The organism is Aeromonas sp. 604176, from assembly GCF_049170755.1.
In the GTDB taxonomy this organism is placed as follows: Bacteria; Pseudomonadota; Gammaproteobacteria; order Enterobacterales; family Aeromonadaceae; genus Aeromonas; species Aeromonas veronii_A.
The window spans coordinates 1-13,149 of record NZ_JAAKNE010000120.1 but is presented as its reverse complement, the minus strand read 5'-3'; the positions used below and the strand labels follow the sequence as shown (position 1 = coordinate 13,149).

Genomic DNA, 13,149 nt, shown 5'->3' with positions numbered 1-13,149 from the left:
GCAAGATTGCCGAGAAGCGTGTCTACCCGGCCATCGACATCACCCGCTCCGGCACCCGCAAGGAAGAGCTGCTGACCACTGGTGACGAGCTGCAGAAGATGTGGATCCTGCGCAAGATTGTCCACCCGATGGGCGAGATCGACGGTATCGAGTTCCTCATCGACAAGCTGGCGATGACCAAGACCAACGACGAGTTCTTCGACGCCATGCGGCGCCAGCAGAAGTAAGTCCGGTCAGAAAATGACGAAACCGCGGCCCTGGTCGCGGTTTTTGTTTATCTGTTTTCCGGTTGCCCTAGTAGTATGAGATCCCGATGTCGCATGGATGGAGACGTCATGAAGCCTGTTGTCTGGTTATTGCTGGGATTGCTGAGTGCAATGCCAGTCTGTGCGCAGAGTGCTCCGGCTACGGTGACAGCCGAGACGCTGCAGACGCATCGGCACTATCTGGCGAGCCGTCTGCAGCAAGGACAATTTGCCGCCATCGACTCTCTGCTGGCGACCCTGAGCCGCGAGCAGCGGGAGTTCCTGCTGTTGCAGCTGCTGCGGGATATTCCGGTTACCGCTCCTGCGTCCCCCGCGTTGCAACGCTGGGTCGAGGCACAGGCCGACAAGGCTCCAGAGTGGCTGCAGGAGCAGCAGGTAGACGGTTTTCTGGTGCAGCAACCTGTCTACGATTTTGCCGCGCAGGCCCGTCAGTTGCTGGGCGAATGGCAACTGCACTCATTGGTGCAGCGTTATCAGCAGCAACTTGCCCAGGGCAACTTCCAGCTAAAGTCCATCTACTACAGCAGTAACCCCGATATTGCCATGCAGCAGCAAGCTCTGTTGCTGGCCCTCGACGCCTTGCCGCAATCGATCTGGATGCGGGAGGCGCAAGCGCTGGCCAGCCGGAATATCTATCTGCCCGACAATCAGCTGTTGCTCCATCTGCTGCTGCGCACAGGTGAACCGGCGCTCTATGGCATGTTGTGGCGGCGGCCGGCAGATCAGGATGCGCTGCGCGCACTCGCCACCATCAACCGCTTCCATCATGGCAATACGGCCAGCTCCCTGCTGATTGCCGCCAGCGGCAATCCCGGTTTGAGAGAGCCGGCCCTGCGCCAGCTGAGCGCCCTCTCTCCTTTGCCGCCACAAGCCCAGAAATACCTGCTGGCCGAGCTCTCCAACCGCCAATACGGGGCGCTGGTGGCCGGTCTATTGATGGAGGTGGATGAACCCCAGTTGCTCTCCGGCCTTGCCAGACGCCTCGGCCAGCGTGATCTCCCCCCCGCAGCACCGAGTCTGCTGCCCGATTCGGGTACACCCGATGGGCAGCCAGGGTTATAATGCGTGACCTCCTGAACCCGGTTGGGAACTTGCATGAAATACAAGGATTTGCGTGATTTCATCGCGCAGCTGGAACAAAACGGACAACTCAAGCGCATCACCCGCGAGATAGACCCCTATCTGGAGATGACCGAGATCAGCGATCGCACCCTGCGTGCGGGTGGCCCGGCTCTGCTGTTCGAAAATCCCAAAGGCTACACCATGCCGGTGCTGACCAATTTGTTCGGCACCCCGGATCGGGTTGCCATGGGCATGGGGCAGCCCGATGTGGGCGCTCTGCGTCAGGTCGGGGTCTGGCTCTCCTATCTCAAGGAGCCCGAGCCGCCCAAGGGATTCAAGGAGCTGATGGAGAAGCTGCCGATCTTCAAGCAGGTGCTCAACATGCCGACCAAGCGCCTCTCTTCCGCCCCCTGCCAGCAGGTGGTGCAGGAGGGAGATGCGGTCGATCTCGACCAGATCCCGATCCAGCACTGCTGGCCCGGCGATGTGGCGCCGCTGGTCACCTGGGGCCTCACCATCACCCGCGGCCCCTACAAGAAGCGCCAGAACCTCGGCATCTATCGCCAGCAGAAGATCGCCAAAAACAAGCTGATCATGCGCTGGCTGGATCATCGTGGCGGTGCCATCGATTTTCGCGAGTGGCAGGAGGCCCACCCGGGCGAGCGATTCCCGGTGGTGGTGGCACTCGGTGCCGATCCGGCGACCATTCTCGGCGCGGTGACGCCGGTGCCGGATACTCTCTCCGAATATGCCTTTGCCGGTCTGCTGCGCGGCAGCCGTACCGAGGTGATCAAGGCCATCAGCTGCGATCTGGAGGTGCCCGCCAGCGCCGAGATCGTGCTGGAAGGCTATCTGGAGCCGGGTGAGATGGCGCCGGAAGGGCCCTATGGCGACCACACCGGTTACTACAACGAGGTGGACGAGTTCCCGGTCTTTACCATCACCCACATCACCAAGTGGCGCGATGCCATCTATCACAGCACCTACACCGGCCGTCCGCCCGATGAACCGGCGGTACTGGGTCTGGCGCTGAACGAGGTGTTCGTGCCGCTGCTGCAGAAGCAGTTCCCCGAGATTGTGGACTTCTATCTGCCGCCGGAGGGGTGCTCCTACCGGATGGCGGTGGTGACCATCAAGAAGCGTTACCCGGGCCACGCCAAGAGGGTGATGCTGGGAGTCTGGTCCTTCCTGCGCCAGTTCATGTACACCAAGTTCGTGGTGGTGTGTGACGATGACGTCAACGCCCGCGACTGGAAGGATGTGATCTGGGCCATCACCACCCGGATGGACCCGGCACGGGACACCACCTTGATCGAGCATACGCCGATCGACTATCTGGACTTCGCCTCGCCGGTCTCCGGCCTCGGCTCCAAAATGGGGCTGGATGCCACCAACAAGTGGCCGGGCGAGACCAATCGGGAGTGGGGTCAGCCCATAGTTCAGGATGAGGCGGTGAAGCAGAAGGTCGATGCCATCTGGGATGAGCTCAATATCCTCGGATGAGGCAAACATGACAGCTTTGCTGCAAAAAGTGATGCGATCCGCATTGATTTGAGTATTCTCGACTGACGGGGCCAGGGCTGCTGGTCGTCACTCCATAGTGAAACAATGAGCGAAGCGGGCCGAGCGAGCCCGCCACAAGGACAAGAATGCAACGTATCAAATGCCGCGTAGAGGAACTGCGCGAATATGTCGACACCATCTGGCATGTGGCTCTGACGCCGCAGCAAGCGATCAGCTTCAAGCCGGGCCAGTATCTGCTGGTGGTGATGAGCGATTCGGACAAGCGCCCCTTCTCCATCGCCAACTCGCCGACCCGCCCGGGCGTGCTGGAGCTGCAAATTGGTGCCACTCCCGAGAACGCCTATGCCGGTCAGGTGCTGGCCCGCATGCGCGAGCAGGGGGAGATCGAGGTCGAATTGCCGGCTGGCAAGGCGTTCCTGCGCGATGAGTCTCCCCGTCCGCTGATCCTGATGGCGGGCGGCACCGGCTTCTCTTACGCCCGCTCCATTCTGGAATATCTGATCGACACAGGCAGCAAGCGCCCGGTGTTCTTCTACTGGGGGGTGCGTCAGGCTCACTGGCTCTACGAACTGGAGCAGATGCAGCAGTGGGAGCGTGACTATGCGCCGCTCACCTTTATCCCGGTGGTGCAGGAGCCGGATGCTGACTGGACCGGCAAGAGCGGACTGGTGCACAAGGCGATCATGGATGACTTCGTCAGCCTCCACGACTACGACATCTATGTCGCCGGTCGCTTCGAGATGGCGGGGGCCGCGCGTGAGGAGTTCAAGATCCTCGGCGCCGAGCCGGAGCGCATCTTCGGTGACGCCTACGAATTTATCTGACGGGATCCCCGCTTGGATGACGCAGCCCCCGGTTTTGCCGGGGGCTTTTGTTTTTGTGGCTGCCGCAGTACCTGATCGTACCGAATGGTTGGATTATCGCGGCGTTATCCCATTATTTTTCAATATATTGGCTATGAATGGCTACTAATCTGGCTTGGCTGGTGGCATCTTTGTTTGGATTGACAAGAGTATCCATAGAGCAAGCACAAGGAGGCGCAGTGTTAAGCAAAGAGGCAAGGGGGCAACCCGGGTATGATCGGGAGGCACCCTGCGCGACTGAGCTGGCCGCCATGCCGGAACCCTCCTCCGGTGGTGATGCGTTTGCCCGTTTGCAGGCAGAGATCGCCGCTTTGCAGCATGAAAACGGCCTGTTGCAGGAGAAGCTCAATGCCGCCCTCGATGGCACCGGCATCTGTCTCTGGCAGGGCACCATTCCCACCGGCGAACTGCGGGTCTTCAATCTGCAGAACTTTCAGGCTGGCGATATGGCCCCTCATTTCGATCAGTGGAGCGCCAAGCTCCATCCCGACGATCGCGCCCATGCCATGGGCAGCTACTTTGCCCACCTTGAGAGGAAAACGCCCTTCTACGAAGCTGAATACCGCACCATCAGCCCGGCCGGGGAGATCACCTGGCTGTGGGATCGTGGTCGCGTAGTGGAGTGGGATGATGAGGGCAGGCCATTGCGGATCATGGGCTCCCATATCGATATCACCCAGCGCAAGGCTTATGAGCAGCGGCTGGCGGAGCGTGCCAACTGCGATGCGCTCACCGGCCTGCTCAACCGGCAGGGATTTGGCAAGGCGTTCGCTCTACAGCCGCCACAAGGGACGGGGGCACTGCTCTTTATCGATCTGGATGACTTCAAGGGGATCAATGACCAGTTGGGCCACGCTTGTGGTGATCAGGTACTGCAGCAGATGGCGGAGTGGTTGCGTCTCATTATGCCGGGCTCTGCCCTGTGCGGCCGTTACGGCGGTGACGAGTTTGTGGTTTATCTGCATCGTGATGTATCAAACCATGCTCTGGCTCATCTGGCCGATGCCCTGATCTGCCGGATGCATGGTTACGTGCCCAAACCCGGTTGCCCGCAGCGGGTGGGGCTGAGTATCGGCATCGCCCTGTGGGAGGAGCAACCATTGAGCTTCCGACAGGCATTGGAGGTGGCCGACCGGGCCATGTACGAGGCCAAGGCGCGCGGCAAGCGGGCCTGGTATCTGCTTCAGGTGTGATGCTTTTTACAGGTTCAATACAAAGCAAAAACCCCAGCTGAGCTGGGGTTTTCGTTATTCGCCTTTGGCGCCGAGCTGCTGCTCGAGCTGAGCCAGCTTGCTTTCGAGGGCGGCCAGTTTTTCCCGGGTACGCAGCAGCACCTTGGTCTGCACGTCGAACTCTTCACGGCTGACCAGATCCAGCTTGCCCAGCTGCGCTTGCAGTACCTGACGCATCTTCTTCTCGGCCTCTTCACCCATGCTGCGAATGCCGGGTGGCAGGGAGTTGTGCACCTGCTTGGCGATCTCTTCCAGTTTCTTCGGGTCGATCATGATGTCCTCCTTAAGCGTTGGCGGACATTCTACCGACAATTCCCTCACTTTGCCGAGATCGCGGCGGCTTTTTAGTCGTGATGGTGCCCGCTGGCTGGTCGGGTCTGGTTAATCACTCACTGTTGTTACCCTTGCGCCCCTTTGTTGACGTAAAACCTTGATTCTCGCCACAAACCTGAGCAGAAGATGACCAACATGAGTCTCGTTGGTTGTTGGTTTTATGTTAACGTCTTGCAGTCGCGGTCGTGATGGCCTCGTTGGCTGGTGATGGATAACAACCCTATAAAAAGAGAATAAAAAATGAAGAAGAAGCTAATTTATGCAGCTGTTGTCAGCGCTCTGCTGAGCGGATGTGGTGGAGATGACAACAAGGGAGATACTACCAGCTCCCTGGACTATGCCCTGAGTGGTGGCAGTGGTCTTCGCCCGAGTGTGCTGGCCCCCCGTGCCAGCGACGGTACCCTGAAGTTTTCGACAGAAACTGCCGATCTGTCGAACCCGGTATCTGCCCTCTCCACCCTGGATGGCTGGTCAACCACCCAACCTGTCCAGCTGGTGCCGGCGACCGTGACCGGCGTCTCTGTGCCGGCACCGGCCGCCGGCGAGTATGCCTCGGCCATTGCCCCCCTCTATCTGCTGGAGCTGGTGCTGGATCCGGTGACTCAGCGTCCTGTCGGAGTGAAGAACAACAAGCCTCTGACCTATGGCACCGATTTTGTGGTAAGCGATGGTGGTGGCAAACTCAATCTGGTGCCGCTCAAGCCGCTTAATCCCTCTTCCTACTACATGATCGTGGCGACCGACGCCCTCAAGGACAGCCGTGGTGTGCCACTCAAGGCCGGTGGTGATTACAGCAACTTCAAATCGACGGCTGGTGCAACCGTGCAGGAGCAGACCATCAGCAGCCTGATTGCGCTGCAGGAAGGGCTGTTCAAGGCAGCTACCGGGATCACCAGCGATCGGGTGATCTTCTCCGACTGGTTTGCCACCCAGTCCGGTGCCGATGTGCTGCTGGCAGTGAAGGGCGCTGCGGCCACCGTGTTGCAGAGCCCGACCCTGGATGCTGCATCGCTGTGGAAGCAGGACGCCAAAGGCAACACCAGTCTGCCAGCAACCTATACCATCAATGGTCTTAGTGGCGGGGTGGATTTTCTGACCCAGCTGGCGAATGAGCCATTCTTGCCGCAGGATCAGAAAGATGCACTGACAGCCGCCTTTGGTGTTGGTACGCCGCTTAACGGGGTTGCCCAGCTAACCAAGGTTTATACCGGTACCGTCAAACTCCCTTACTTCCTCTCAACCCCGGCGATAGCCGGCTCCTGGGACAAGGCCAAGACCCAATCCTGGCACGGCGCCATTCCCAGCCTCTATGCCATCGCCAACGCGCTGAAAGCGGGTGATAGCGAGGTGATCGGTGGGCTGGTAGGCGCCGGAGTGAATCCGGAGCTGCTGGGTGAGCTGATTGCCGATCCGAGCCGTCAGGCCGATCTGCTGAGGGAGGCGAGCAAGCTGATCGGGGTGACTCTCACCTCAGGTGGCAAGCCGCTGGATGCCGAGCGCAATATTGGCCGTTTCAACCCGCTGCCGACCCTGACCGAAGTACAATCTGTACCGCTGCGGATCTTTGCCCCCACCACTGACCTCAGCACTGTCACTGATGTGATCATCTATCAGCACGGGGTCACTTCTATCAAGGAGAACGCCTATGCGCTGGCGCTGAGCCAGATAGGTGCCGGGTTAGACCCCTCAGTGAACAAGGTGGTTGCTGTCGTGGTGATCGATCACCCGCTGCACGGCGAGCGTGGCTATGCCCTGAGCGGCAGCATGGATACTGTCACCACCTCCGAGAATCCGACTCCCTACCTGAATCTGGGTTATCTGACGGTGGCGCGGGATAACCTGAAGCAGAGCGTGGCCGATCTGCTGGGTCTGCGCCTGGCTGTCGGTCTGGCTAATGCCAAGGGGCTGGGCAGTCAGTTGGGCGGTGCCGGTCTGAAAGTTCACTTCCTTGGGCACTCGCTCGGCGCCATTACCGGGGCCAATCTGCTGGCGGTGGCCAACCAGAAAATGGGTAACGCCGCTGATAGCATGTTCGAGTTTTCAACCGGTGGTCTGTCGATGCCGGGTGGCGGCATCGCCCCGTTGCTGCTCAACTCGCCGAGCTTCGGGCCGACCATCAAGATGAGCGTGCTTACCTCGGGCAGTCCCGAGTTGAAGGCCGGGTTTGAGGCTTATGCTCCCGGTTGCCAGACGGCGGTGCCGACCTGTTTCGTGAACGAGTTCCTGCCCAGTCTGGATGCGGCTACTCAGGCGGGGGCTGCGAGCACCTTGCAGAGCTATACCTTTGCCGCCCAGTCAGTGCTGGACTCTGCCGACCCGATCAATCTGGGCAGTGGCGTCGCCAAGAGCTTCCCGCTATTCGCCACCGAAATTGTTGGTGATGGTGCGCTCAGCTTGCCGGATCAGGTGATCCCCAACAGCATTGCCTCTGCGCCGCTGGGTGGTACCGAGCCGCTGTTCCGGGTGATGGGATTAAAACCGTTGACCGATAGTTACCTTGGCCCCGTCCATCATGCTGCGCGCTTCCTGAAAGGGGGCCATAGCTCGCTGCTGGCCCCTGATGCGAACTTCGATCAGGTTGGTGCGGTCACTTCAGAGATCCAGACCCAGTTTGCCAGCTTCTTTATGAGTGGCGGTGCGGCGGTCAAGGTAACCGATGACACCCTGATCAAGCAGTAACTGCCTATCGCGTAAAAAAACGCCGCCCTTCGGGGCGGCGTTCTCGTTTCTGCAACTGCTGAAAAATCAGGTCGGCTGGTGGTTGCGATCCAGCCAGCCTTGCAGCAGGCCGACCAGCAGACCGGTCAGGTGGGCGATGTTGGCGGTGCTGGTGCCGAGCATGTCGAAGAAGCCGAGCACCATCCAGAACAGCATAAAGCCCATCAGCGCCGGTGGCAGAGTGAGGCCGCAGGCGGGTTGCAGCTTGCTGCGCAGCCAGCAGTAGCCGAGCAGGGCATAGACCACGCCGGAGAGGCCGCCAAACAGCGGGCCGCTGGCGAAGAACTCGGCGATATTGGGCAGGGCGGCGCCCACCAGCAGCAGGATCAGCAGCTTGCCGCTGCCAAGGCGCTGCTCGATCTGACCGCCGAGATACCACCACCACAGCAAGTTGAACACCAGATGGAGTACCGAGAAGTGGATCAGGGCGGGGGTGAAATAGCGCCACGCCTGCCAGTCGGTGAACTGGGCCAGCGTCGGGTGGAATGCCAGTTCATCGTAGATGGGTAGGCCGATGGCCTCGATGCCGTAGATGGCGAGGCAGGCGATGATCACCACCAGCGTCAGTGGCCCCGCCTGATGGAGGAAATCGGTGATGGGATCCGTCATCCCCTTGCTGTAGTCGATGCGGGCATCGGCGCGGCCGGATTGCCAGGAGGCTTCCATATAGCGCGGGTGGCCCGGCTCGGCCAGAAAGCGCTTCACCTCCAGCTGGGCTTGGGCAAGGCGTAGCTCGTCCGCCAACCAGATGGTGACCCCCAGCTCGGACTGGGTCAGCTCGCAGGAGATCCCTAGCGTCGCCAGATAGTCCACCAGCGCCTGCGCCATGCGGGCGTTGTCGAGCACCAGCAGCTGGATCATGCCTCGCCTGCCTCGATGGGAAACTCCCGGCGCCACGCCTCGAAGCCGCCATCCAGACTGTAGACCTCGTCATAACCCTGTTGCAGCAGGTATTGGGCCGCCCCCTGACTGCTGTTGCCGTGATAGCACATCACGATGACCGGGGTATCGAAATCCACTTCGTTCATAAAGCGCACAAGGGTGCCGTTGGTGAGGTGGAAAGCGCCGACCGCGTGGGCCGCTTCAAAGGATTGTGGGTCGCGAATATCCACCAGACGGGCTTCACCCGCGCTCAGTTTCTGGTGGGCATCATGGGCATTGATATGGGCAAACTGGTCCATCGGGATGTCCTGCGAATAGGTTGATTACGGGCCAGTGTACCGCAAGCTTGGGCGCAAACTAACCCCACAAAAGATAAGGGAGCCAGCGGCTCCCTTGTTGATATGGCATGCGGGTCAGTGGGTTAACCGCCCAGATAGGCCTGCCGCACTGCCGGGTTGGCCAGCAGGGCGGCGCCCGTGTCTTGCAGCACCACGTGGCCGTTCTCCAGCACATAGCCGCGGTCGGCCAGCTTGAGCGCCTGGTTGGCGTTCTGCTCCACCAGAAAGATGGTCATCCCCTTCTGGCGCAACTGCTCTATGGTGTCGAAGATCTGCTGGATGACGATGGGGGCCAGCCCCAGCGAGGGTTCATCCAGCAGCAGCAGGCGTGGTTTGCTCATCAGGGCACGGCCGATGGCCAGCATCTGCTGCTCGCCGCCGGACATGGTGCCCGCCCGTTGTTGCAAGCGTTCGTGCAGGCGCGGGAACAGGGTGAACACCTGATCCAGCAGGCCATGCTGCTCGGCCTTGTCGACGAAGAAGGCGCCCATCAGCAGGTTCTCCTCCACCGTCAGGCGGGCGAAGATGCGGCGCCCCTCCGGCACCACGGCGATATCCTTGCGCATAATGCGGGCGGTGGTGAGGGAGCTGATCTGTTCCCCCTCAAACCAGATGGAGCCGCTGCTGGGCTTGGGTTCACCGCAGAGGGTCATCAGCAGGGTGGTCTTGCCCGCGCCGTTGGCGCCGATCAGGGTGACGATTTCACCCTCTTTCACCTCGACGCTGATATCGTGCAGCGCCTGAATTTTGCCGTAGTGGGTCGATACGTTGCGAAGTTCTAACATCTTTTTGTCCTTACGACTCGCCCAGATAGGCCTTGATCACTGCCGGATTGTTGCGGATTTCGTCCGGCTTGCCGTGGGCCAGCGGGGTGCCCTGACTGACTACGAAGATGCGGTTGGAGATACCCATCACCAGCTTCATATCGTGTTCGATCAGCAGCACCGAGACCCCGAATTCGTCTCGCAGGCTCATGATGAGCTCGTCCAGCTCGTCGGTCTCCTTCGGGTTGAGACCGGCGGCCGGTTCGTCCAGCATCAGCAGCTCGGGACGGGTCGCCATGCAGCGGGCGATCTCGAGGCGGCGCTGCTGACCGTAGGCCAGATTACCGGCGGCGCGGTTGGCAAGATCCTTGAGGCCCACTTTATCCAGCCAGAAGGCGGCCCGCTCCAGCCCCTCCTGCTCGGCACGGCGGAAGGCCGGGGTCTTGAACAGGCCGGCGATAAAGCTGGTGTTGAGGTGCTGGTGCTGGGCAACCAGCAGGTTCTCCACCGCCGTCATCTCCTTGAACAGCCGCACGTGCTGGAAGGTACGCACAATCCCCTTGCGGGCAATGAGGTGGCCGGGCAGCCCCTGGATTTCCTCACCCTTGTAACGGATGGTGCCGCCGCTCGGACAGTAGAAACCGGTCAGGCAGTTGAAGATGGTGGTCTTGCCCGCGCCGTTGGGGCCGATGATGGAGATCACCTCACCCTTGTCGATATCCAGCTTGACCCCGTTGACGGCCAGCAGGCCCCCGAAGCGCATCGATAGATCAGAAACTTCCAATAACTTCTGATGTGTACTCATTTCTTCAACTCCAGATGCGGACGGGTCATCGGCAGCAATCCCTGTGGCCGCCAGATCATCATGAACACCATCAAGAGGCCGAACATCAGCATGCGGTACTCGTTGAATTCGCGGGCCAGCTCCGGCAGCACCGTCATCACGATGGCAGCCAGCACCACCCCGATCTGGGAGCCCATGCCCCCCAGCACCACAATGGCGAGCACGATGGCCGACTCGATAAAGACGAAGGATTCCGGGCTGATAAAGCCCTGCCGGGAGGCAAAGAAGCTGCCGGCAAAGCCCGCGAAGGTGGCGCCTATGGTGAAGGCGGTCAGCTTGATGATGGTGGGGTTGAGCCCCAGCGATTTGCAGGCGATCTCGTCTTCCCGCAGCGCTTCCCAGGCTCGGCCAAGGGGCATGCGCAGCAGGCGGTTGATGACAAACAGGGTCACCACCACCAACACCAGCGCCATCAGGTAGAGGAAGATCACCTTGTGGTTGGCGTTGTAGGTAATGCCGAAGAAGTTGTGGAAGGTATCAAAGCCCCCATCCTTGACGGTGCGGTTGAACTCCAGACCCCCCAGCGTCGGCTTGGGGATGCCGGAGATCCCGTTCGGGCCGCCGGTCAGGGTAGTCATGTTGTTGAGCAGGATGCGGATGATCTCGCCAAAACCCAGGGTGACGATGGCCAGATAGTCCCCCCGGAGCCGCAGCACCGGGAAACCGAGCAGGAAGCCGAAGGTCGCGGCCATCAGCCCGGCGATGGGCAGGCACTCCCAGAAGCTCAGTCCGAAGTAGGTGTTGAGCAGGGCATAGCTGTAGGCACCGACCGCGTAGAAGCCGACATAGCCGAGATCGAGCAGACCGGCGAGGCCGACCACCACGTTCAGCCCCAGCCCCAGCATGATGTAAATCAGGGTGAGGGTGGCGAGATCGATGGCGCCGCGAGAAGCCATAAAGGGCCAGCTCACCGCGAACAGCAGCACCAGCACGGCAGTGAGGTTATAGAGCTTGGGCGCCTCTTCCGGGCTCGGCAGCACCAGCTTGGTGAAGCCGACCGAGAAGCCGCTGATGGAGGCCTGAAACAGCTTGGCGATCTGGCCGCGCAGCATCTGGAACCAGAAAACGAGGGTGGCGCCCCCCAGTAGCCAGGCCAGCGACACATCGAGGCGGCTCACTACCTGCAGGCTGGAGCCATCGGTCTCCAGCTTGAAGCCGAGCAGCCAGAAGGAGAGCACCAGCAGCACCAGGCTGGCGATACAGGCGTGGATAAATTGATGTTTCATCACACTTTCTCCACTTCCGGACGACCCAGAATGCCAGTGGGCATAAAGAGCAGCACAAAAATGAGCAGGGCAAACGCCATCACATCCTTGTACTCGGTGCTGAGATAACCGGCGGTGAGCGCTTCAACCACCCCCAGCAGCAGGCCGCCCAGTACGGCACCCGGAATGCTGCCGATACCGCCCAATACTGCGGCAGTGAAGGCCTTCAGACCGGCCATAAAGCCGAGGTAGGGATTGATGACGCCGTAATACATGCCGAGCAGCACCCCGGCGACGGCGGCCAGCGCGGCCCCCAGCACGAAGGTGATGGAGATGACTACATGGGTGTCGATGCCCAGCAGGTTGGCCATCTTGATATCTTCCGAACAGGCGCGGCAGGCGCGGCCCATGCGGGAGCGGCCGATGAACTGGGTCAGCGCCAGCATGGTGATGAAAGTCACCACGAAGATGATCAGCTGCATATAGGAGAGGCTGGCCTGAAAGCCATCCTCACCCCCTAGGGTCCAGCCGCCGGAGATCAGGCTGGGCATGGCGATATCCCGCGAACCCTGTGCCATCCGCATCATGTTCTGCAGGAAGATCGACATGCCGATGGCGGAGATGAGAGGGATCAGCCGGTTGCCACCGCGCAGTGGCCGGTAGGCGACCCGCTCGATGCTCCAGCCATAGGTGCCGGTGATGATGATACTTACCAGGAAGGCGCCCCCCAGCAGTAGAAAGGTGCTGTCGATGCCCATCATCATGAGCCCCGCCATCACCATAAACGCGACATAGGAGCCGATCATGTACACCTCGCCGTGGGCGAAGTTGATCATGCCGATGATGCCATAGACCATGGTGTAACCAATGGCGATCAACGCATAGGTGCTGCCTATGGTTAATCCGTTCAGCAGTTGCTGAACCAGATAGAGGAGGTGTTCGGACATACTGCGTTCCCTGTACTTGCCCGCAAAGAGAGGAGGGGGTGAGCGTACTCACCCCCGATCGGCAGATTATTTGACTTGGCTGGAAGTACCGTCAGCGTGCCACTGGAACACACCGAATTCGAAGCCTTTCAGGTCACCGTTCGGTGCCCAGGTCAGGGGGCCCATCACGGT

Annotated in this window: 12 protein-coding genes and 1 pseudogene; 6 read left to right on the top strand and 7 right to left on the bottom strand. The window is 60.5% G+C overall.

Translation table 11 applies throughout. The annotated features are described in order from the left end of the window. From rho to G5358_RS17555, 5 genes and pseudogenes are all read left to right on the top strand, one after another. Positions 1 to 227, top strand: a pseudogene (gene rho, locus G5358_RS17575) (transcription termination factor Rho); the annotation flags it as partial. A gap of 108 nt (positions 228 to 335) precedes the next feature. Then, positions 336 to 1,328, top strand: a complete 993-nt coding sequence (locus G5358_RS17570; protein ID WP_421207186.1) for a hypothetical protein — start codon at positions 336 to 338, stop codon at positions 1,326 to 1,328. Positions 1,329 to 1,361: 33 nt separating this feature from the next. Then, positions 1,362 to 2,831, top strand: coding sequence for a 4-hydroxy-3-polyprenylbenzoate decarboxylase (ubiD, locus tag G5358_RS17565; protein WP_421324590.1), 1,470 nt, complete (start codon positions 1,362 to 1,364; stop codon positions 2,829 to 2,831). 146 nt (positions 2,832 to 2,977) lie between these two features. Then, a complete protein-coding gene (fre, locus tag G5358_RS17560; RefSeq protein ID WP_042054686.1) occupies positions 2,978 to 3,676 on the top strand; it encodes an NAD(P)H-flavin reductase in 699 nt (232 codons plus the stop codon). Positions 3,677 to 3,894: 218 nt separating this feature from the next. Further along, a complete protein-coding gene (locus G5358_RS17555; RefSeq protein WP_227341660.1) occupies positions 3,895 to 4,908 on the top strand; it encodes a sensor domain-containing diguanylate cyclase in 1,014 nt (337 codons plus the stop codon). A 54-nt stretch (positions 4,909 to 4,962) separates the two neighbouring features. On the opposite strand, the gene ubiK is transcribed toward G5358_RS17555, so the two are convergent. Further along, positions 4,963 to 5,220: a ubiquinone biosynthesis accessory factor UbiK gene (gene ubiK, locus G5358_RS17550; RefSeq protein WP_005339429.1), complete on the bottom strand. Its 258-nt coding sequence runs from the start codon at positions 5,218 to 5,220 to the stop codon at positions 4,963 to 4,965. 300 nt (positions 5,221 to 5,520) lie between these two features. Between ubiK and G5358_RS17545 the strand changes: the two genes are divergently transcribed. Continuing rightward, entirely contained in the window at positions 5,521 to 7,959 is a 2,439-nt protein-coding gene (locus G5358_RS17545; protein WP_421324589.1) for a VolA/Pla-1 family phospholipase, read from the top strand. 66 nt (positions 7,960 to 8,025) lie between these two features. Here G5358_RS17545 and glpG read toward each other — a convergent pair whose 3' ends face one another. The 6 genes from glpG to livH all read right to left on the bottom strand — a co-directional run bounded on the left by glpG (position 8,026) and on the right by livH (position 12,978). After that, a complete protein-coding gene (gene glpG, locus G5358_RS17540) occupies positions 8,026 to 8,859 on the bottom strand; it encodes a rhomboid family intramembrane serine protease GlpG (protein ID WP_265774920.1) in 834 nt (277 codons plus the stop codon). Continuing rightward, positions 8,856 to 9,179 (bottom strand): thiosulfate sulfurtransferase GlpE, encoded by a 324-nt coding sequence (gene glpE, locus G5358_RS17535; RefSeq protein WP_005355913.1) that lies wholly within the window; start codon positions 9,177 to 9,179, stop codon positions 8,856 to 8,858. Before glpE ends, glpG begins: the two co-directional genes overlap by 4 nt. Positions 9,180 to 9,301: 122 nt before the next feature. After that, positions 9,302 to 10,003 (bottom strand): ABC transporter ATP-binding protein, encoded by a 702-nt coding sequence (locus tag G5358_RS17530; RefSeq protein WP_236297787.1) that lies wholly within the window; start codon positions 10,001 to 10,003, stop codon positions 9,302 to 9,304. Positions 10,004 to 10,013: 10 nt separating this feature from the next. Next, positions 10,014 to 10,787, bottom strand: a complete 774-nt coding sequence (gene livG, locus G5358_RS17525; protein WP_110304531.1) for a high-affinity branched-chain amino acid ABC transporter ATP-binding protein LivG — start codon at positions 10,785 to 10,787, stop codon at positions 10,014 to 10,016. Then, entirely contained in the window at positions 10,784 to 12,052 is a 1,269-nt protein-coding gene (locus tag G5358_RS17520; RefSeq protein ID WP_005355922.1) for a high-affinity branched-chain amino acid ABC transporter permease LivM, read from the bottom strand. Before G5358_RS17520 ends, livG begins: the two co-directional genes overlap by 4 nt. After that, a complete protein-coding gene (gene livH, locus G5358_RS17515) occupies positions 12,052 to 12,978 on the bottom strand; it encodes a high-affinity branched-chain amino acid ABC transporter permease LivH (protein WP_005339439.1) in 927 nt (308 codons plus the stop codon). Before livH ends, G5358_RS17520 begins: the two co-directional genes overlap by 1 nt. Positions 12,979 to 13,149: the final 171 nt, after the last annotated feature.

Bases quoted from the DNA above. Each gene is read 5' to 3' on its own strand.
- G5358_RS17570 (WP_421207186.1), top strand. From the start codon at position 336: ATGAAGCCTGTTGTCTGGTTATTGCTGGGATTGCTGAGTGCAATGCCA.
- ubiD (WP_421324590.1), top strand. From the start codon at position 1,362: ATGAAATACAAGGATTTGCGTGATTTCATCGCGCAGCTGGAACAAAAC.
- fre (WP_042054686.1), top strand. From the start codon at position 2,978: ATGCAACGTATCAAATGCCGCGTAGAGGAACTGCGCGAATATGTCGAC.
- ubiK (WP_005339429.1), bottom strand. From the start codon at position 5,220: ATGATCGACCCGAAGAAACTGGAAGAGATCGCCAAGCAGGTGCACAAC.
- G5358_RS17545 (WP_421324589.1), top strand. From the start codon at position 5,521: ATGAAGAAGAAGCTAATTTATGCAGCTGTTGTCAGCGCTCTGCTGAGC.
- glpG (WP_265774920.1), bottom strand. From the start codon at position 8,859: ATGATCCAGCTGCTGGTGCTCGACAACGCCCGCATGGCGCAGGCGCTG.
- glpE (WP_005355913.1), bottom strand. From the start codon at position 9,179: ATGGACCAGTTTGCCCATATCAATGCCCATGATGCCCACCAGAAACTG.
- G5358_RS17530 (WP_236297787.1), bottom strand. From the start codon at position 10,003: ATGTTAGAACTTCGCAACGTATCGACCCACTACGGCAAAATTCAGGCG.
- livG (WP_110304531.1), bottom strand. From the start codon at position 10,787: ATGAGTACACATCAGAAGTTATTGGAAGTTTCTGATCTATCGATGCGC.
- G5358_RS17520 (WP_005355922.1), bottom strand. From the start codon at position 12,052: ATGAAACATCAATTTATCCACGCCTGTATCGCCAGCCTGGTGCTGCTG.
- livH (WP_005339439.1), bottom strand. From the start codon at position 12,978: ATGTCCGAACACCTCCTCTATCTGGTTCAGCAACTGCTGAACGGATTA.